Source organism: Pantoea sp. YR525, from assembly GCF_900116775.1.
GTDB classification, from domain to species: domain Bacteria; phylum Pseudomonadota; class Gammaproteobacteria; order Enterobacterales; family Enterobacteriaceae; genus Pantoea; species Pantoea symbiotica.
In genome coordinates this window covers 196339-215710 of sequence record NZ_FPBU01000003.1, presented here as the reverse complement: position 1 = coordinate 215710, position 19372 = coordinate 196339, and the positions used below count along the sequence as shown (strand labels likewise).

Here is a 19372-nt window from a genome sequence, read left to right as displayed (position 1 = left end):
ATTAACTACCTGAATTAACAAACCTTTATGGGAAACAAAACGACCAGAGAAGGGAAATAATTAAACCATAACAGGACTATAACAGATGATTTTCCTGAATTTTTTCGCGCAAAAAATCCAGAAAACAGGTGATGCGGGAGGTAAGAGATTGGTTGCGATAGTAAACCGCGTGGATAGGTAGGCGCTGCTCGCGCGTTTCAGTTTCCAGAACCTGCACCAGACGTCCATTGATGCGATCTTCACGGCTGACAAAATCAGATAAACGCACAATGCCTTGCCCGGCCAATGCCAGTTGACGAAGCGTTTCACCACTCGAAGCAGATAACGTAGGTTTGATGCGCAGGAACTCTCCTTCTCGCTGCCAAACCGGCCAAATGTTATGCGCATCAAGTTGACTAAACCCCAGCAGTTGATGGTTCACCAGCGCATCCACGCTTTCTGGAACGCCATATTTCTCCAGATACGCCGGACTGGCCAACAGACGTATCACGCTGCTGCCAAGGACGCGCGCGCGCAGCGTGGAGTCCCGCAACTCACCGATACGGATGGCAATGTCTGTTTGCTGCTCCAGCAGGTCGATGACGATGTCGTCAGTGTTCAGTTCAAGTTGAATGTGCGGATAGCGCTGACTGAACTCTGCAACAAGCGGCACAATAACGTGCAAAGTAAAGGGTGTGTTGGCATTAACGCGTAGCCGCCCTGAAGGAGTGTCTCTGCGCTGAGCAATATGTTCTTCCGCTTGCTCGACTGAAGCGAGAATCTGCCGCGCGTGATCGAGAAAAATAAGCCCTTCTTCGGTCAACGCCAGACGACGAGTTGTGCGGTGCATTAACGTGGTTTGCAACTTGCTTTCTAAGCGACTCAACGCACGACTAATACCGGAGCTGGTTTGTTCCAACTGTTCTGCCGCAGCAGTGATTGAACCGGTATCCACAACCGTCACCCAGGCACGCAATTCTTCCAGTGTAATTTTCAAAATTCTCATCCTCAGAGAACGGTTCAAGACCTGTCCTGGCGTTGTTGCCGCAATATCTGTTGTAAATTACGCCACCTCAATCAGCGGCAGGATATCATAATGCGTCATAAACCTCGGATGGGTAACGACTTACGTCAGCAGCAAGCTGTAACCCAGCTGCTCCAACGAGGAAAGCAAGATGAAGCCTGGCGTAAGATTCGTTCTCATCTCACACTGGCTCCCAATGATGGCTGGTTCCTGCATGAAGCCGCGCGGTTGGCAAGGCGTGCTGGTGATATCGATACGGCGCAGCGCTACTATCAGCGTGCTTTAACGCTTTCACCACAAGATGCCGGGCTGCTCAATGGCCTTGGTTTAACCCATTATGATGCGGGCCGCTTTGCTGAGGCAGAGCAGCATTATCGAGCCGCTCTGCAAGCGCATGACCGCTATGCAGCTTGCCACAACAACTACGCTATTTTGCTGCACAAACAGCATCGTTATTCTGCAGCATTGCATCAGTACCGCCAGGCGATGCGTATTCAGCCAGATTATACCGAAGCGCGTTATGGTATGAGCACCTTGCTGGCTCACATGGGGCAACTGCAAGAAGCAGAAAGCCAGATGCAACGCGTGATGCATGAGCGTAATGGCGACCGTCGCTGCCAGAATGCGCTCGGCATGGTCCAGTTACAGCAAGGTAACTTTGCTGCTGGCTGGCGCAATTATCAGGCACGTTACGCAACAGATAATCCTGAGCGCTTTTTTACCTTACCTGAGCTACCTATTCGTTACTGGCAAGGTGAAGACTTAGTTGGTATGACGCTGCTGGTGCGAACGGAACAAGGACTGGGTGATGAGATTCAGTTTTGCCGTTTTCTCTCACGGGTAAAATCGGAAAAGCATGCCGGTAAGGTAATCATGATCGGCAACGCTGCCTTGAAACCTTTAATGGCAAGCTTGAAAGATGTCGACAGTTATTTAATCAGGGAAGATAAACATCAGGCGCTGCCGCAGGCCGATTATTGGTGTTCACTGCTGGATCTGCCGCAACATTTTCTCAACTCGCCGCAGCCATTTAATGCCGATGTTCCTTATTTATCTAGCGCACCTGAGCATCAGGCGAAATGGCCGATAGCTGGCACAGGTAAAAAAATTGGCATTGTGTGGAAAGGTTCCAGCGCACACAAAAATGACAGCCAGCGTTCGCTGTCACATCTGTCTGAACTGGCAACTCTATTTTCTGTACCAGACACGCATTGGGTTAGTTTGCAAAAAGGAGCTGGAGAGGAAGAAGTAAATCATTTTCCTCACCTTCAGCCATTGGGCGCCCAATTCACTGATTATCAGGATACCGCCGCCGTTATTTCACAACTGGATTTAGTGATTGGTGTGGATACGTCGGTAATCCATTTGGCCGGTGCGCTGGGGAAACCTTGCTGGGTAATGTTGCCTGCCTGGGCGCGAGACTGGCGCTGGTTAGAAAATCGCGAAGATACGCCGTGGTATCCGCAGATGAGATTATTTGCGCGCGGGCAGGATGAAGAGTGGAGCACGGTGGTTGCGCGAATTAAGCAGGCGCTACAGCAGCAATAATAAGGGACGCCGTGGCGTCCCAATTTTTACACTTCGAGGTCGGCTAAATCGCCTTTCTCTTGCAGCCAGTTTCGGCGATCTTCCGAGCGTTTCTTCGCCAGCAGCATATCCATCACGCGTAGCGTTTGATCGACATCCTCATCGCTGATCGTCAACTGAACCAGTCGACGCGTGTTCGGATCGAGCGTGGTTTCGCGCAGCTGCAGCGGGTTCATTTCACCCAAGCCCTTAAAGCGCTGCACATTCGGCTTACCTTTCTTACGCTTCAGCTGGTCCAGTACGCCCTCTTTCTCATCTTCATCTAAGGCGTAATAGACTTCTTTGCCGAGATCGATGCGATACAGCGGCGGCATCGCCACATACACATGGCCGTGCTGCACCAGCGAGCGGAAATGCTTCACAAACAGCGCGCACAGCAGCGTGGCAATGTGCAGGCCATCGGAGTCCGCATCCGCGAGGATACAGATCTTGCCGTAACGCAGTTGGCTCAGATCTTCGCTGTCGGGATCGATACCGATCGCCACCGAAATATCATGCACTTCCTGCGAGGCCAGCACTTCGTCTGAAGAGACTTCCCATGTGTTGAGGATCTTGCCTTTCAGCGGCATGATCGCCTGATAATCTCGATCGCGCGCCTGCTTGGCGGATCCGCCCGCAGAATCCCCTTCGACGAGGAACAGTTCGGTTCGATTCAAATCTTGTGCGGTGCAGTCAGCCAGTTTGCCCGGCAGCGCCGGTCCGCTGGTAAGTTTTTTACGTACCACTTTCTTCGCGGCACGCATACGGCGCTGTGCGCTGGAGATCGCCAGCTCGGCCAGCATTTCAGCCGCCTGCACGTTCTGGTTCAGCCACAGGCTGAAGGCATCTTTCACCACCGCCGAAACAAACGCCGCACACTGACGCGAAGACAGGCGCTCTTTAGTCTGACCGGCAAACTGTGGATCCTGCATTTTCACCGACAGCACGTACGCACAGCGATCCCAGATATCTTCCGCCGAGAGCTTCACGCCGCGCGGCAAAATATTGCGGTATTCGCAGAACTCGCGCATGGCATCCAGCAATCCCTGACGCAAGCCGTTGACGTGCGTGCCGCCTTGCATGGTTGGGATCAGGTTGACGTAGCTTTCCGTCAGCAGCTCACCGCCTTCCGGCAGCCACAGCAGCGCCCAATCCACCGCTTCCACATCGCCGGCAAAACTGCCAACAAAAGGTTTTTCCGGCAACGTTGGTAAGCCGTCAATCGCTTCACACAGGTAATCGGTCAGGCCATCCTGATACATCCAGGTTTGTTCGGTGTCGTTGACCTTGTCTTTAAAGACAATTTCAACGCCCGGACAGAGCACGGCTTTGGCTTTTAACAGATGCGATAAGCGGGAAACTGAGAAACGCGGGCTATCAAAGAAGCTTTCATCTGGCCAGAAATGCACGCTGGTACCAGTGTTGCGTTTACCGACGGTGCCGGTAACCGTAAGATCCTGCACCTTGTCGCCATTTTCGAAGGCAATCTGGTAGATTTCGCCGTTACGACGCACGGTAACTTCGACGCGCTTTGATAAGGCGTTAACCACCGAGATCCCGACGCCGTGCAAGCCGCCTGAGAACTGATAGTTTTTATTGGAGAATTTGCCGCCCGCGTGCAGGCGACAAAGAATCAGCTCAACCGCAGGTACGCCTTCTTCCGGATGGATATCCACCGGCATGCCACGACCGTCATCAATAACTTCCAATGACTGATCGGCATGAAGAATCACTTCCACACGTTTGGCGTGACCGGCCAGCGCCTCATCGACGCTGTTATCGATCACTTCCTGGCCCAGATGGTTTGGACGCGTGGTATCGGTGTACATCCCCGGACGACGACGCACCGGTTCAAGGCCGGTCAGGACCTCAATGGCATCGGCATTATAGCTAGATTGGCTCATCGTAAATGTCTGATTAGCAATAGGAAAATGGCCCCACCTCGCTAAGTTACTAGGCGTTTAATCCCAGAAAATCAACTATCTGTGCGAAATGGCGTTCGAATCCGATATAGGCATGATTGCCGCCCTCTTCAACCGTCTGGCGGCATGCGCTGTAATACTCCAGCGCCTGGCGATAATCGAGTATTTCATCGCCGGTTTGTTGCAGCAGCCAGAGTAAATCGGGCGCTTCAAGAGGGTCAATCTGCATTACTTTCAGATCGTAAATGTGGCGAGACTCTAACACATATTGCTGGCCGGTGTAGGGATTACGGTTTTCGCCGAGGTAATCCACCAGCAGCTCAAACGGCCGCACGGCGGGATTGACCACCACCGCTGGCAACATAAAACACTGCGACAGCCAGGTAGCAAAATAGCCGCCCAGCGACGATCCCACCAATCCCAGCGGTTCACCGGAATACTGCATCACCAGCTCTTCCAGCATGCTGGCGGCTTCGGCCGGAAACGTCGGCAGTTGCGGCACCATCACATTGATGTGTGGATGCTGCTCGTTGAGCCATTGCTGCAGCTGGGTGGCTTTCGCCGATTGCGGGGAACTGTTGAAGCCGTGCAGATAGATCAGCGCCGCCATTGCTTAATAGCCCTCGGAATCAAGATCGGGGCGGAACATGTCGCTTTGCAGGCGGTTCACTTCGGTTTGCAGCACGCCGTCTGGCTGCAAAGTGAACCAGCGCCAGCCCGGCGACAGCGTATCTATGGTGAAGTTGGTGCAATGCGGTTTGAACTGGACGCAGGTCGATGGCGAAGCCATTACGCGGCGACCATGCCAGTCGAGATCGAGTTCCTGATGAATATGGCCGCACACCAGATTGCGCGCACGCGGGAAGTGTTGCAGTACTGCTTCCAGCTGATGTGGATTACGCAAGCTGTGCTGATCTAACCAGGTACAACCGGAAGCCAGCGGATGATGATGCAGCAGCACTAAGGTGTGACGTTCCGGATACTTGCTGAGCGCGGTGTGCAGCCACTCAAGCTGGTATTCGCTCAACATGCCGTGCGGTACACCAAATACCTGGCTATCGAGCAGCACCAGCTGCCAGTGATCGCCTAACAGAACATGCTTGTCTGACTTAATACCCGCATCGGCCAGTGTATCCACCATCGCCGGCTGAAAATCGTGATTTCCCGGCAGCCAGACGCAAGGTTTCGGCAGACGGTTAATGCCCGCGACAAAATGTTGGTAAGCTTCGACGGTGTGATCCTGAGCGAGATCGCCGGTGGCGATAATCAGATCATAATGCTGCTGTTGTGCCTCAATGGCATCCAGCACCGCATCAAAACTCGACCAGGTATTCACCCCAAGCAGCGATTGATGTTTTCCAGCAAAAAGATGGGTATCCGTGATTTGTAAAATCCTGATATCAGACCCATCTCGCGCAGGAAGAGTTAGCAGGCTATCCAAAGCGTTTCCTTAATCTCCACGCCATCGTTGCGTTTTTTACGCTATCAGCAAACCGGTACTGCCACAGCGCCATGCGCTAAGCAGTAACGCAACCAATCCGCAAGGAACTGGTTAATCTGATGTTTTTCATCGCGCTGATGCAATTTTTTATTGGGATAATCATAGCGCGCTTTAAATCGGTAGATCTGTTTAGTGGAACACACTTCAGCGACCATCGCATCATGGTAGAGCCGCACCGACATAGAAGGCAGGCTCCAGTAACTCACCGCAGGCGCCACCTGACGCACTTCCACCAGCGTGGTGTAACGGGTCGATTCTTCGATGGTGAGCTGATAGCTGGCGCCATTCACCTGATAAATCACCGATGCGCCTGCCTCATCATTGCGTGGCAGCAGGCGACGCAGCTGGGCAAAATTGGTTTCGCACAGGCGCATCATTTCGGGAAAGTCAGGGGTGTAGCGCTGTTTCATTTTAGCTTCCACTCTTCTCGTAGTTTTTCATGGTGCAACGCCAGCCATTGCAAGGCGATGACAGATGCCGCGTTATCAATAATCCCCTCTTCCACCCAGCGATAAGCCTGTTCGCGGCTCACCACATGGACAAGAATATCCTCATTCTCTTCCTCCAGCCCGTGATTTCCCTCTGCCAGGCTGGCATCCACTTCGCCCACCAGCACCGACAAACGTTCAGACGTTCCGCCGGGGCTGGCTAAGTAATTCACTATCGGTTTGACGCGACCAACCTTGAGGCCAGCCTCTTCTACCGCCTCACGTCGTGCGACATCTTCTGGTGTTTCGCCAGGTTCGATGATGCCAGCCACCATTTCCAGCAGCCAGGGCGTTGGGCTGGAATCAAAAGCGGGAATGCGGATCTGTTCGATCAGCACCACTTCATCGCGTAAGGGATCATAGGGTAGCAGCACGGCGGCGTGTCCGCGCTCAAAAACTTCGCGCACCACTTCACCACTCATTTCGCCATTAAAACGACGGTGACGGAAACGGTAGCTGACGATGGAAAAAAAACCATCGTAACGCGTTTCGCGTGCAATAATTTCTACATCGTTTTTTGTGAAAGTCACAGGGGATTTTTTTGCACTCGCCATCGTCTGATTCCTTATGCAGATTGGGATGGAGCAAAGAAAAGCCAAGTCTACCGCTCCGTCCGAGTGGTTCTTTTTGAATTATTTACGTAAATTAGGGGAAGAAGGCACGTTCAGCCAACTTATCTCTGACGCCGCCTCTGTAGAATCGGCGATTATTTTTTTGGCTTACCTGCAGCACTACCAGTGCATTTTGCTGCAACAAAAGGAATGCAAATGAAAAAACTGCTCCCACTTTTTATTGGACTGAGCCTGGGCGGATTCAGCCTTGCCAGCCAGGCAGAAAACCTGTTGCAGGTCTATCAGCAGGCGCGCCTTAGCAACCCCGATCTGCGCTCCTCTGCCGCTAACCGCGACGCAGCATTTGAGAAAATCAATGAAGCGCGTAGTCCTTTATTGCCGCAGTTAGGCTTGGGCGCAGATTACACTTATAACAATGGCTACCGTGACAGCAGCGGACTTCATTCCAACACGACCAGCGCCTCTCTGCAATTAACTCAAACTATTTTCGATATGTCGAAATGGCGTGCGCTGTCGCTGCAGGAAAAACAAGCCGGTATTCAGGACGTCACTTATCAGGTTGCTCAGCAAGATCTGATTCTGAATAGTGCAACTGCCTATTTCAACGTGTTGAAGGCGATCGATACGCTTTCTTACACCGAAGCACAGAAACAGTCGATCTACCGCGAATTGGATCAAACCACTCAGCGCTTCAACGTAGGTTTGGTCGCGATCACTGACGTGCAGAACGCCCGCGCACAGTATGACACCGTGCTGGCCAACGAAGTGACCGCACGTAACAACCTCGATAATGCGGTGGAATCGCTGCGTCAGATTACCGGCATGGATTATCTGTCACTGGCTTCTCTGAATATCGATCGTTTCAAAACCGCGCGTCCAGATGCCGTTGCCAGCCTGCTGAAAGAAGCTGAGAGTCGCAACCTGACCTTGCTGTCTGCGCGTCTGAGCCAGGATCTGGCACGTGAGCAGATTCGTTCAGCTGAAACCGGCCACATGCCAACGCTGGACTTGACTGCGTCAACCGGTATGTCGAACAGCAAATATGGCGGCAGCCGCGCCAATCAGAGCGCCGGCAGCACCGACTCTATCACCGGTTCTAACCAGGTTGGTCTGAGCTTCACCATGCCACTGTACAGCGGCGGTTCGGTGACTTCACAGGTTAAACAGGCGCAGTACAACTATGTCGCGGCCAGCGAGCAGCTGGAAGGCGCACATCGTAGCGCGGTTCAGACGGTGCGTTCATCATTCAATAACGTGAATGCCTCTATCAGCAGCATCGATGCTTACAAGCAGGCTGTGGTCTCTGCACAAAGCTCACTGGATGCGATGGAAGCGGGTTATCAAGTTGGTACGCGTACCATCGTTGATGTGCTGGATGCAACCACCACGCTGTTCAATGCTAAACAGCAGCTTTCTGATGCGCGTTATAGCTATCTGATTAACCAGCTGAATATCAAATATGCGCTGGGTACGCTGAACGAGCAGGATTTGCAGCAGCTGAACAGCACGCTGGGCAAAGAGATCACCACGACACCAGAAGTGGTGGCGCCGGAAAATAACCAGCAGGCCGCGCGTGTGGATAACGGTCCGAAAGCGTCATCGCCTTCAGTCGCCGCACAAGCCCGTCCAGCTGCCGCACGCAGCAGCGGAAATCCATTCGGTAATTAATTCCCCAAGGGGCCGCATGCGGCCCCTTTCGCATTCAATCGTATAGCTACGTAAAGATGCTTTCCCCATCTGGCTTCGCGCTTCATTTTCCACCGCTCATCCCCTATCCTTTACCGCACCTTTGGGCACAGGATGAAAATAATGAAACGGACGAAAAATATTCGCCATGCCGCTTTTCGTAAAAGCTGGCAGGCACGCCACTTAACGCCAGTCGCCTTTGCCGTTAGCGCAGTGTTTATGCTGGCAGGCTGCGAGCAGAGTGATGAGACGGTGTCGCTCTATCAAAACGCCGATGATTGCGCCAAAGCCAATCCAGGCCAGAGCGCGCAATGTACCACTGCGTATAACAACGCACAGAAAGAAGCTGAACGTACCGCGCCAAAATACGCCACGCGCGAAGATTGTGTGGCTGAGTTTGGTGAGAATCAGTGCCAGCAAACGCCTGCACAAGCGGGCGTGGGAACGACCGCTAATAATGCCGAAGCACAGCAAAGCGGCAGCTTCTGGATGCCATTGATGGCCGGTTACATGATGGGACGTATGATGAGCGGCGGCGCAGGCTTTGCCCAGCAGCCGTTGTTCTCACCAAAAAATCCGAACAGCCCGGCAAACGGTAAATTTGTCGACGCGTCGGGTAAAAATTACGGCAATGCGACATCAGGTCGTACCATCAACGTGCCGAAAACAGCCATGGCGCCGAAACCTGCCACCACTTCCACCATCACGCGTGGCGGCTTTGGTGACAGCGTGGCAAAACAAAACACCATGCAGCGCAGCAGTGCCTCTGGCACCGGCAGCCGCTCGCTGGGAGGCTAAGCCGTAGCATGCAACGTATTGCAATCCCTGAACGTCCAGACTGGCGTGAAAAAGCAGCGGAGTATGGTTTCCAGTTTCACACCATGTATGGCGAACCTTACTGGTGTGAAGATGCGTACTACCAATTCACGCTAGCGCAGGTTGAACAGCTGGAAGATACCACCGCCGAGCTACACCAGATGTGTTTGCAAGCGGTGGAGAAAGTGGTGAACAGTGACGAGCTGCTCACCCGATTCTGCATTCCTAAGCACACCTGGGATTTTGTGCGCGACTCCTGGAAGTTGCGCCAGCCGTCGCTCTATTCGCGCCTTGATCTGGCATGGGATGGCAAAGGTGACGCTAAGCTGCTGGAAAACAACGCCGACACGCCAACCTCGCTGTATGAAGCTGCCTTCTTTCAGTGGATTTGGCTGGAAGACCAGGTCACAGCGGGTAACCTGCCGCAGGGCAGTGACCAGTTCAACAGCCTGCAAGAGAAGCTGATCGAGCGCTTCGCCACGCTGCATCATCAGTTCGGTTTCAACTGGCTGCACTTCTCCTGCTGTCGTGATACCGAAGAAGATCGCGCCACGGTGCAATATCTGCAGGACTGCGCCACCGAAGCCGGATTGCCGAGCGAGTTTCTCTATATAGATGAGATTGGATTGGGTGAAAGAGGCCAGTTTACTGATGTAAACGATCAGGTCATCAGCAATCTGTTCAAGCTCTATCCGTGGGAATTCATGCTGCGCGAAGTGTTCTCCACCAAGCTGGCAGATGCGGGCGTGCGCTGGCTGGAACCGGCATGGAAAAGCATCATCTCTAATAAAGCGCTGTTACCGCTGCTGTGGGAAATGTTCCCCGATCATCCCAATTTGCTGCCCGCCTATTTTGCCGATGATAAAAACGCGCCGCAGATGGATAAATACGTAGTGAAACCGCTGTTTTCACGTGAAGGTGCCAATATTCGCATCATTGAGAACGGCCAGGAGATCGCGCGTGCGGATGGTCCGTATGGCGAAGAAGGCATGATTATTCAGCAGTTCTATCAGCTACCGAAATTTGGTGATAGCTACACCTTGATCGGTAGCTGGCTGATTGACGATCAACCTGCCGGTATCGGCATACGTGAAGATCGTGCATTGATCACTCAGGATCTGTCGCGCTTCTATCCGCATACCTTTATTGAGTAAACGCTGTGCCGCCCGCAATCTTCGGGCGGCCACGCGCATTAACCAATCTGCACCGACATCATGCTGATCGCGCCCATCTCCATACCTTCCACGGGAATGCTGATCGCTTCATCGGCAGCACGCGCCCCAAGAATATAAAGCAGCGGTAGATAATGTTCAGGCGTTGGGTTTGCAAGCTGTGCATCCGGATGCTGCATAAAGTTCACCAAGGGGTGATCCGCGGCCTCGCCCTGGAAACCCAGATTCTCACGTACAAACTGATTGAAGCTTTCCGCCCACGGATACGCGGTTTCCGCCCCCTGCCAGCGCAGCATACGCAGATTGTGCACCACGTTACCGCTAGCCACGATCATCACACCTTCATCTCGCAATGACGCCAGCTTTTGCCCCAATGCATAGTGCCATTCGGCAGGTTTAGTACCGTCTATACTCAATTGCACAACCGGAATGTCGGCCTCGGGATACATTTTTGCCAGCACGCCCCACGAACCATGATCAAAACCCCACTCCTGATCGGCATGAACGGCGACTGGCGCGAGCAGATCAATCACTTGCTGGGCCAGCTCTGGCGATCCCGGCGCGGGATAACGCACATCAAACAGCGCCTGAGGGAAGCCGCCGAAGTCATGGATGGTGCGCGGATTACTCATCGCCGTCACTGCCGTGCCGCGTGTGTACCAGTGCGCCGAAACCGCGAGAATCGCGCGTGGACGTGGCAGCGTTGCGCCCAAATGCTGCCAGGTTTGGGTATAACGATTATCTTCCAGTACGTTCATCGGGCTGCCGTGGCCAAGGAATAGCGCAGGCATGCGTGTAGTGCTCATGTTTCATCCTCTGACGAAGTGTCGCTTTATTAACGGCTACGATACGCGCTTTTGCAGAGGGATTAACGCTGATAACCATGATGATCTCAATCAGGAAATTTGAATGATATTTTGCAAGAAAATTCGAGATAAGATGAGTCTCAATATTTTGTGCACTCCTTTTACATATCAGTGATATAGCCCGCACATAAGACCGAGCGAGACTGGTCTTGTTACATACAATGAATCGGCTTCTTACACTCCACTCGGTTTTGGAAATATGAGCAGTGGAATGTATGTTAATTCAGGGAGCAATATTGTGCCTGGCGATGAATATCTACCATGAAGCGCGTGGCGAACCGATTAAAGGACAAATAGCGGTTGGCACGGTGACCATGAATCGGGCCAATTGGGATGTCAAAGAGATCTGTCCTGTGGTGTACGCACCTAAGCAGTTCTCCTGGACGTCTCTCAAAAAGAATCCTTATCGTTATCCACCCAAGGAAGATAAAAGCTGGCAGCGCGCCAGAGAGTTGGCAAAAAAGATTGTTGAAGGGGAATTACAGGACGTAACCAAAGGCGCAACGTTCTTCCATGCGCACCACGTTAAACCGGCCTGGCGCCATGCTTTTGAACGCACCGTGGTGATTGGTAATCATGTGTTTTATGCCAATCGCTAAAACAAAAAAAGGGGCCGAATAGATCACTATCCGGCCTCTTTTTCTATATCAATTCAGTTAGCTGGCGTGACGCGTTTCACGCTGACGGCGATACGCCACCAAATCTTCAATGGTGACGACCGGCATATCGTGTTGCTTAGCAAACACGATCGCTTCAGGCGCATGCGCCATGCTGCCATCATCATTGGTCAACTCGCACAGTACACCCGCAGGTTTAAATCCTGCCAGCGTCACCAGATCGATAGTCGCTTCGGTATGTCCACCGCGAGACAGAACTCCGCCTTCACGCGCGCGCAGCGGGAAGACATGGCCCGGACGGTTAAGGTCTGACGGCTTAGCGCCATCAGCGACTGCAGCACGAATGGTGGTGATACGATCGGCAGCAGAAACGCCGGTGGTGACACCGCTTGCGGCTTCAATCGTCACCGTAAAACCGGTGCCGTATGCGCTGGTGTTGGTTTCCACCATCATTGGCAGCTCAAGCTGCTGACGGCGTTCTTCGGTGATGCAGAGGCACACAATACCGCTGCCGTGACGGATGGTTAATGCCATCTGCTCAACGGTCATGGTTTCTGCCGGGAAGATCATGTCACCTTCGTTTTCACGATTTTCATCGTCGAGCACCATTACACCGCGGCCGTTGCGCAGCGCATCAATGGCGCGCTCTACACGCTGTTCAGGCGTGCCAAATTCAGAAAGAAGCGTCTGATTCATGGTAAAAAACCTTATAAAATATGAGTTACCAGAACCAGGGCGTGCTTAGGAGTGCGTACAAAACACATGGCAAAAACGTGACGCGGGCAAAGCCCGGCTGATGTCGTTACCCTCTCCCATCCGGACTCTAACCGTCGGCTCCGGAATTACACCGGATCTGCTGACCTTTCACATTGCTGTCAAAGCGCTCGCGGGCTTTCAGCTATAGCTGATTTACCGCCGGTGGGGAATTTCGCCCCGCCCTGAGAATAAGCGAACAAACTATAACGCCAATCATCTGGACGGGCAATCGACAAAAGTGCAAATGCTTTTGCATTTCCTGCGTTGCGGATTTCAGGTTTAACCTTTTCGTTTCAGGCATTACACTTAATAGCTATTGAGTCCGAACACGCGCAGCTATCGGCCACCGTAACCAGGAAATAATCATGATCGACACGAAAAAAATTGAACAACTGGCTCGCCAGGTACATGAAGCTATGCCGAAAGGGATTCGCGATTTTGGCGATGATGTCGAAAAGAAAATCCGTCAGGTATTGCAGGCGCAGTTGACGCGCATGGACCTGGTTAACCGTGAAGAGTTTGATGTGCAGACGCAGGTTCTGCTGCGCACGCGCGAGAAATTAGCTGCGCTGGAACAGCGTTTGGCGAAGTTAGAAAGTGAAAGTCCAGCAGCACCCGCGCCGGCAATCATCACGCCAGATCCTGCTGGAAAAATCGATACTCCGCAGTAAGCTCATCGGCGGGAGTATGACTCCCGCCGATTTACACTTAATGACTGCGAATCGTTTTGATGATGTTGCTGGTTGAGATGCCATCTTCGAAGTTAAGCACACGCACGTCACCGCCGTTTGCCCACACTTCTTTGCTTCCCGCGATATCTTCTGGCTTGTAGTCGCCGCCTTTTACCAGCAGATCCGGCAGTACGCCAGCAATCAGACGCTGTGGCGTGTCTTCTTCAAACAGTACAACCCAATCCACCGCTTCCAGCGCACCCAGCACAATCATGCGATTTTCTTGCGGATTGACCGGACGCGTTTCGCCTTTCAGACGTTTAGTCGAGGCATCACTGTTAACGGCCACAATCAGGCGATCGCCCAGCTTGCGCGCATTCGCCAGATAAGAAACATGGCCAGCGTGCAGGATGTCAAACACACCGTTGGTCATCACCACTTTCTCACCGCGCTGACGCGCCAGCGCAACAGCGGCTTTCAGTTCCGCTTCGGTCATCACACCAAATCCCGTTTCCGGACGGGCGTGAATGGCATTTTCCAGCTCAACCGTGCTGACAGTAGAAGTACCCAGCTTACCAACGACGACGCCGGCAGCAGCATTGGCAAGGAAACAGGCTTCTTCCAGGCTGTCACCCGCCGCCAGCACCGCGGCCAGCACGCCAATCACGGTATCGCCCGCACCGGTCACGTCATACACTTCCTGCGCCTGCGTAGGCAGATGCAGAGGTTCTTTGCCCGGCTGCAGCAGCGTCATACCGTTCTCTGAACGGGTGACCAGCAGAGCGGAGAGCTCATAATCAGCGATTAACTGCATGCCACGGCTGACAATCTCTTCCACGGTTTTGCATTTACCCACTACCGCTTCGAATTCAGACAAATTCGGCGTTAACAGTGTCGCACCGCGATAACGTTCAAAATCAGTGCCTTTGGGATCAATCAGCACCGGCACATTAGCTTCACGCGCCAGTTGAATCATAGTCTGTACGCTGTTCAGCGCGCCTTTAGCGTAATCAGACAGCACCAGCGCCCCCGCTTGCGTCAGCGATTGACGCATACGATCGTGAATCGGCTGCGGATCAATCTGCTCAAAACCCTCTTCGAAATCGAGGCGAATCAGCTGCTGATTGCGCGACAGCACGCGCAGCTTGGTGATGGTTGGATGACTTTGCACTGCCACAAAATCACAGTCGACATTAACCTTCTGCAGGGTTTCACTTAGCACGCGCGCAGCATCATCGGCGCCCGTCAAGCCAATCAGCCGTGATGCTGCACCGAGCGCAGCAATGTTCATGGCGACGTTTGCCGCGCCGCCTGGACGCTCTTCAATGGTATCCACTTTTACCACCGGCACCGGCGCTTCCGGGGAAATACGGCTGGTTGGGCCATACCAATAGCGATCTAACATTACATCGCCGACGACCAGCACAGTGGCCTTGCCAAAAGTGGGCAGTGTTACTTTCATTCAGAGACTCCAACACGGTCAAAATAATGCGCGGGATATTACCACATAAGCCATCAGGCTCACTGTTCCACGCTGTCAGATTCGGTGCCGCTTAACCAACGCTGCCAACTGTTGTTGACCACCGCGCGCTCAGCGACAAAGGCTTCAGATGCCACATGGCCCGGCAATTCCTGCAGCGCCAGATGGTGCAGCGCATCACGTAACGTGACGTAAGCATGCGTTAAAGCCTGCGCCTCTTCATCCGGCATAATGCCGTGACGCGCCATTAACTCGAAAATGCGGACGTTATCCGACCAACGCGTCAACGCTGGCTGATGGGCCGCGTAGCCTAAGACAAGATATTGCGCGATGAATTCAATATCGGTGATACCGCCCTCATCGGTCTTAATTTCCCAGCGACCTTTATGTTTATTGCTGAGATGCGCACGCATTTTTTCACGCATTTCACGCACTTCTTTTTGCAACGTCTCGAATTCACGCGGCAGGCAAAGAATGCCACGTCGAATCTCATCAAAGCGTTCACATAGTGCAGGTTCGCCAAACACAATGCGCGCACGCACCAGCGCCTGATGTTCCCAGGTCCACGCCTCGCTGCGCTGGTATTCGTTAAATGCAGCAAAGGTACTGACCAGCATGCCCGCCGCGCCAGAAGGACGCAGACGCGCATCCACTTCATACAAAATGCCGGACGACGTGCGCGTACTAAACAGATGCATCACACGCTGCGCCAGGCGCAGATAGAACTGACGACCATCAATGACCCGCTCGCCATCGGTTTCAGCATCATCCGGACAATCATGCAGGAACACCAAATCAAGATCAGAGCTATAACCCAGCTCCCAACCACCGAGCTTGCCGTAACCGACAACCGCAAAACCGCGCTCGTTGTCGCTGGTGAGATGCGATGGGCGACCATAGCGCTGCACCATCATCTGCCAGGCTTGCTGTACCACCGATTCGATAATCGCTTCTGCCAGCCAGGTTAAGTGATCACTCACTTTCATCACGGGTAGCGTTTCAGCAATATCGGCAGCGGCGATGCGCAGATGCTGCGCCTGTTTAAACTGGCGTAATGCTTCCAGCTGCTGCTCTTCGTCATCGGTAGGAATACGCAGCAGATATTGGCGCAGTTCGTCGCGGTAAGCGTCGGTCGCGGTAGGTTGATACAGCGTTGCGGGATCGAGTAGCTCATCCAGCAGCAGCGGATAGCGCGCCAGCTGGCTGGCAACCATCGGTGATGCGGCACACAGGCGAATCAGATGACGCAGCGCGCCATGATATTCGGTAAGTAATTCCAGATAAGTGCTGCGCGTCAGCACGCCCAGCAACAGCGGTGTCAAGCGGTTCAGCAGCACATCCGCATCTTCGCGCGGGCAGACTTCACTGAGCAGACGCGGCATCAACTGATCAAGCGCCAGACGACCGCGCGGACCAATGGTGCGGCGGCTCACATCCTGGCGGAAGTTGTTCAACGCGTTGTAAAGCGCGTGACGCTGCGCATCGTCCAGCTGCGGCACAACCGGGACGAGATCGCTCTCTTCCAGTGCGTCCTGCCACAAACCGGCAAATTCGGCCAACTGCGGCTGGTCGTCGACATCCGGCGCATCGTCGCCAATCAGCTCATCAAAGATGGCGCGCACACCGGCCATTTGCAGCTCCAGCTGCGCCATCAGAGCGCTCCAGTCTGCCGCGCCCATCGCCCAGGCTAAGCGCTGGCGGTCGAGTTCGTTCTCTGGCAGCGTTTGCGTTTGCTCGTCATTAATACTTTGCAGCAGGTTTTCCAGCCGACGCAGGAACAGATAGGCTTCACGCAGATGCTCGATCTGTTTTTGACTTAACAAAGCCAGCTCGCCAATCGCTTCAAGCGTAGGGAGCAAGGAACGCAGTTGTAGTGAGCGCTCACGTCCACCGCGAATTAGCTGGAAGACCTGCACAATGAATTCTGTTTCACGAATGCCGCCGGCACCGAGCTTGATATTGTCTTTCAAGCCGCGTCGACGCACTTCGCGCGCGATCATGCCCTTCATGTTACGCAGCGATTGAATCACGCTGAAATCGATATAGCGTCGATAGACGAATGGCCGCAGCATTTGCTGCAATTCCTGGCTCCGGTGTCCGTGATCGTCGCCCATCAGGCGGGCTTTGACCATTGCATAGCGTTCCCAGTCGCGGCCCTGCTCCTGATAATAGTCTTCAAGTGCTGCAAAGCTCAGCACCAGCGGACCGCTATCACCGAACGGGCGCAGACGCATATCCACGCGATAGACAAACCCATCCACCGTTGGCTGATCGAGCACTTTGATCAGCCGCTGCCCCATGCGCGTGAAGAATTGCGCATTGTCGAGCTCGCGCCGTCCACCTTGCGTAACGCCATTTTCCGGCCAGGCAAAAATCAGATCGATATCAGAAGAGAAATTGAGTTCACAGCCGCCGAGTTTACCCATACCAAGAATCAACATCGGCTGAGCTTCACCGGCTTCATTGCATGGCGTACCGAAATCACGGCTGCAATCCTGCCAAACCCAGTCGCGTGCGGCAGCGATGAGAATTTCCGCCAGCGTACTGAGTTGCTGCAAACTTTGTTCGGTAGTGGCGTGTTGCAGCGCCTGCATCCAGGCGATGCGCACCAGCATGTGACGACGGAACAAACGCAGTTCGCGCATCAGGGAGGTTTCGTTATCAACGGCTTGCAGCGCGTCCTTCAGCCAGCTGGCATAGTGCTGCCACTCATCTGGCGCAGGCGCTTGCTGTTGCAGATGCTGCCACCATTCGGGATGCTGCTGCAGGTTATCGAGGATAAAGTCACTAAAAGTCAGCGCGCCCGCCTGTTCTGGCGTGAACGCTGAGGGTGGCAAATTAAGTCGCTCTGCCACATTAGCCAACTGCGCCTGCATTAGCGCCGGTAACGGTAACAACATCTTCTCTCCCTGATTGGATTTTTCGTTAGCGTTTGATTCCGCTATTGAGCCAGAACGGCGCTGGTTTAATCGCCAGATTCACCAGTTGCATTAAGCCGTGATTCTGTTTGACGCGAATGGAATGCTGTAACTCCAGCCAGCCTTCCAGCCAAACATTCACCTCTTCCGCCGGATAAGCGCCCGCCAGCAGATTCACCGCCAGCAGCTGGCGATTCAGGCGCGTCGCTTTATCCTGAAACTCATTGAACAGTTGCACGTCCACGAAGGTTTCACGGAGATCGGCTGAGATGCGGCTCAGCATAATATCGCTGAAGCGCTTAAACGATCCCTGCAGCTTGCTTTTGCTCTTGTCGTCGAGCCAGTTTTGCCACTGCGACTCCACCAGCCAGTGAGTAAGCGCTAACTGGGCTTCAACGGAGGTCAACGAGAAACACGTGGTTTCTGCATTATTCTCTTCATCGGCCAGCAACTCTTCCTGACGGGTTAACTTCTGGCGCAGATCGCTGCTGGCCTTGCGAGGCACCAACGCGCCAAACAGTGAGAACGCCTGACGCAGCGTTTCCAGCGCATCAATCACCGCCGCTTTGGCCTCTTTATTACCACGCAGCCACACTTCTTCATGGTATTGCCAATGATTCAGTGCCGCCGTCATCGCGTTAATCATGCCCTGCTCAACCGACGCTTTCGCGGCGATTTTCTGCAACGGCAACGTACGGATTGGACGCGGTAAATTCCCCTGCGCCAACTGGTAGCCACGCGCAGCTTTGCTCAGGCTGCCGAGACGCAAACCGCCCATCGCAACCAGCGCTTCAGCGAATTTCAGCATGTCATCGCGCTGCCCACTTTTGAGCTCCAGCTCGACTTCATAAAGCGGTTCACTGAATTCACCGGCAGCGACTTCGCCGCGGTCAAATGCCACTTCAATTTCACTGTCGCCAAATTGCACCAGCCAGGCTTCGCGCTGGAAATGGGTGCTGAACAACGGCTGCAGGCGCGATTGCAGTGCGGCGATATCGGTGTCCTGCGGCCAGATCTCGGCCGGCAGGCGCGCGATATCCAGCTGCGGCTCGGTGAGATCAACATTATATTCAGGACGCTGATGCAAGCCGCCGACGGTTTTACCGGCAGCTTTCAGTGTCATTTCATAGCGTTGGTCAACGCCACGAATACGCAGGCCCATATCCCAACGACGCAATTGGTTGTCGTCGGTTTCATAATAGACATTAGTCAGCTCGCGCGCGGCGAAGTGCTGATGTGGCCACGCGGCAAGCTTTTCAGCCAATTTTTCGGCGGCTTGCGGTGTAGCAATGAACTTTAATTCGATTTCGATGGTCATAATTTTTTATTCAATACGCT

18 protein-coding genes and 1 riboswitch are annotated in these 19372 nt (G+C 53.6%); of the genes, 7 read left to right on the top strand and 11 right to left on the bottom strand.

What is annotated here, in order from left to right:
• Positions 1-76: 76 nt before the first annotated feature.
• The gene (locus BM323_RS07545; protein ID WP_091003491.1) at positions 77-976 is read right to left on the bottom strand and encodes a LysR substrate-binding domain-containing protein; all 900 of its coding nucleotides are present in this window, start codon (positions 974-976) and stop codon (positions 77-79) included.
• A 99-nt stretch (positions 977-1075) separates the two neighbouring features.
• Here BM323_RS07545 and BM323_RS07540 point away from each other — a divergent pair, with 99 nt between their 5' ends.
• Positions 1076-2551, top strand: a complete 1476-nt coding sequence (locus BM323_RS07540; protein ID WP_008103392.1) for a tetratricopeptide repeat protein — start codon at positions 1076-1078, stop codon at positions 2549-2551.
• Between the two features lie 26 nt (positions 2552-2577).
• Here BM323_RS07540 and parE read toward each other — a convergent pair whose 3' ends face one another.
• The 5 genes from parE to nudF are packed head-to-tail and all read right to left on the bottom strand — an operon-like array spanning position 2578 to position 7034.
• Positions 2578-4473: a DNA topoisomerase IV subunit B gene (gene parE, locus BM323_RS07535; protein ID WP_061720471.1), complete on the bottom strand. Its 1896-nt coding sequence runs from the start codon at positions 4471-4473 to the stop codon at positions 2578-2580.
• Positions 4474-4522: 49 nt separating this feature from the next.
• Entirely contained in the window at positions 4523-5101 is a 579-nt protein-coding gene (gene yqiA / locus BM323_RS07530; protein WP_008103395.1) for an esterase YqiA, read from the bottom strand.
• Positions 5102-5104: 3 nt separating this feature from the next.
• Positions 5105-5932, bottom strand: coding sequence for a 3',5'-cyclic-AMP phosphodiesterase (cpdA, locus tag BM323_RS07525; protein ID WP_008103398.1), 828 nt, complete (start codon positions 5930-5932; stop codon positions 5105-5107).
• 44 nt (positions 5933-5976) lie between these two features.
• Positions 5977-6402 (bottom strand): DUF1249 family protein, encoded by a 426-nt coding sequence (locus tag BM323_RS07520; RefSeq protein WP_008103400.1) that lies wholly within the window; start codon positions 6400-6402, stop codon positions 5977-5979.
• The gene (gene nudF / locus BM323_RS07515; RefSeq protein WP_008103402.1) at positions 6399-7034 is read right to left on the bottom strand and encodes an ADP-ribose diphosphatase; all 636 of its coding nucleotides are present in this window, start codon (positions 7032-7034) and stop codon (positions 6399-6401) included. The genes BM323_RS07520 and nudF overlap by 4 nt, the downstream gene beginning before the upstream one ends.
• A gap of 13 nt (positions 7035-7047) precedes the next feature.
• On the opposite strand from nudF, the gene BM323_RS07510 reads away from it, so the two are divergent.
• From BM323_RS07510 to BM323_RS07495, 4 genes are all read left to right on the top strand, one after another.
• Positions 7048-7251, top strand: coding sequence for a hypothetical protein (locus BM323_RS07510; RefSeq protein WP_008103404.1), 204 nt, complete (start codon positions 7048-7050; stop codon positions 7249-7251).
• Positions 7248-8720 (top strand): outer membrane channel protein TolC, encoded by a 1473-nt coding sequence (gene tolC, locus BM323_RS07505; protein WP_008103406.1) that lies wholly within the window; start codon positions 7248-7250, stop codon positions 8718-8720. Before BM323_RS07510 ends, tolC begins: the two co-directional genes overlap by 4 nt.
• A gap of 141 nt (positions 8721-8861) precedes the next feature.
• Entirely contained in the window at positions 8862-9536 is a 675-nt protein-coding gene (locus BM323_RS07500; protein ID WP_008103408.1) for a DUF1190 family protein, read from the top strand.
• 8 nt (positions 9537-9544) lie between these two features.
• A complete protein-coding gene (locus BM323_RS07495) occupies positions 9545-10708 on the top strand; it encodes a glutathionylspermidine synthase family protein (protein ID WP_091003488.1) in 1164 nt (387 codons plus the stop codon).
• Positions 10709-10746: 38 nt separating this feature from the next.
• On the opposite strand, the gene ygiD is transcribed toward BM323_RS07495, so the two are convergent.
• Positions 10747-11532, bottom strand: a complete 786-nt coding sequence (gene ygiD / locus BM323_RS07490) for a 4,5-DOPA-extradiol-dioxygenase (RefSeq protein ID WP_008103412.1) — start codon at positions 11530-11532, stop codon at positions 10747-10749.
• 275 nt (positions 11533-11807) lie between these two features.
• Here ygiD and BM323_RS07485 point away from each other — a divergent pair, with 275 nt between their 5' ends.
• The gene (locus BM323_RS07485) at positions 11808-12191 is read left to right on the top strand and encodes a cell wall hydrolase (RefSeq protein ID WP_008103414.1); all 384 of its coding nucleotides are present in this window, start codon (positions 11808-11810) and stop codon (positions 12189-12191) included.
• A 57-nt stretch (positions 12192-12248) separates the two neighbouring features.
• Here BM323_RS07485 and ribB read toward each other — a convergent pair whose 3' ends face one another.
• Positions 12249-12905 (bottom strand): 3,4-dihydroxy-2-butanone-4-phosphate synthase, encoded by a 657-nt coding sequence (gene ribB, locus BM323_RS07480; RefSeq protein ID WP_008103416.1) that lies wholly within the window; start codon positions 12903-12905, stop codon positions 12249-12251.
• Positions 12906-13009: 104 nt separating this feature from the next.
• Positions 13010-13159, bottom strand: a riboswitch (FMN riboswitch).
• A gap of 171 nt (positions 13160-13330) precedes the next feature.
• Here ribB and BM323_RS07475 point away from each other — a divergent pair.
• Positions 13331-13636, top strand: a complete 306-nt coding sequence (locus BM323_RS07475) for a ubiquinone biosynthesis accessory factor UbiK (protein WP_008103418.1) — start codon at positions 13331-13333, stop codon at positions 13634-13636.
• Positions 13637-13673: 37 nt separating this feature from the next.
• Here BM323_RS07475 and hldE read toward each other — a convergent pair whose 3' ends face one another.
• From hldE to BM323_RS07460, 3 genes are read right to left on the bottom strand one after another with little or no spacing between them, the layout of a single operon-like run.
• Positions 13674-15098 (bottom strand): bifunctional D-glycero-beta-D-manno-heptose-7-phosphate kinase/D-glycero-beta-D-manno-heptose 1-phosphate adenylyltransferase HldE, encoded by a 1425-nt coding sequence (gene hldE, locus BM323_RS07470; RefSeq protein WP_008103420.1) that lies wholly within the window; start codon positions 15096-15098, stop codon positions 13674-13676.
• A gap of 59 nt (positions 15099-15157) precedes the next feature.
• Positions 15158-18016 carry a bifunctional [glutamate--ammonia ligase]-adenylyl-L-tyrosine phosphorylase/[glutamate--ammonia-ligase] adenylyltransferase gene (gene glnE / locus BM323_RS07465; protein ID WP_008103422.1) on the bottom strand — a complete coding sequence of 953 codons (2859 nt, stop codon included), beginning with the start codon at positions 18014-18016 and terminating at the stop codon, positions 15158-15160.
• 25 nt (positions 18017-18041) lie between these two features.
• A complete protein-coding gene (locus tag BM323_RS07460; protein WP_008103424.1) occupies positions 18042-19352 on the bottom strand; it encodes a CYTH domain-containing protein in 1311 nt (436 codons plus the stop codon).
• Between the last annotated feature and the right edge of the window lie 20 nt (positions 19353-19372).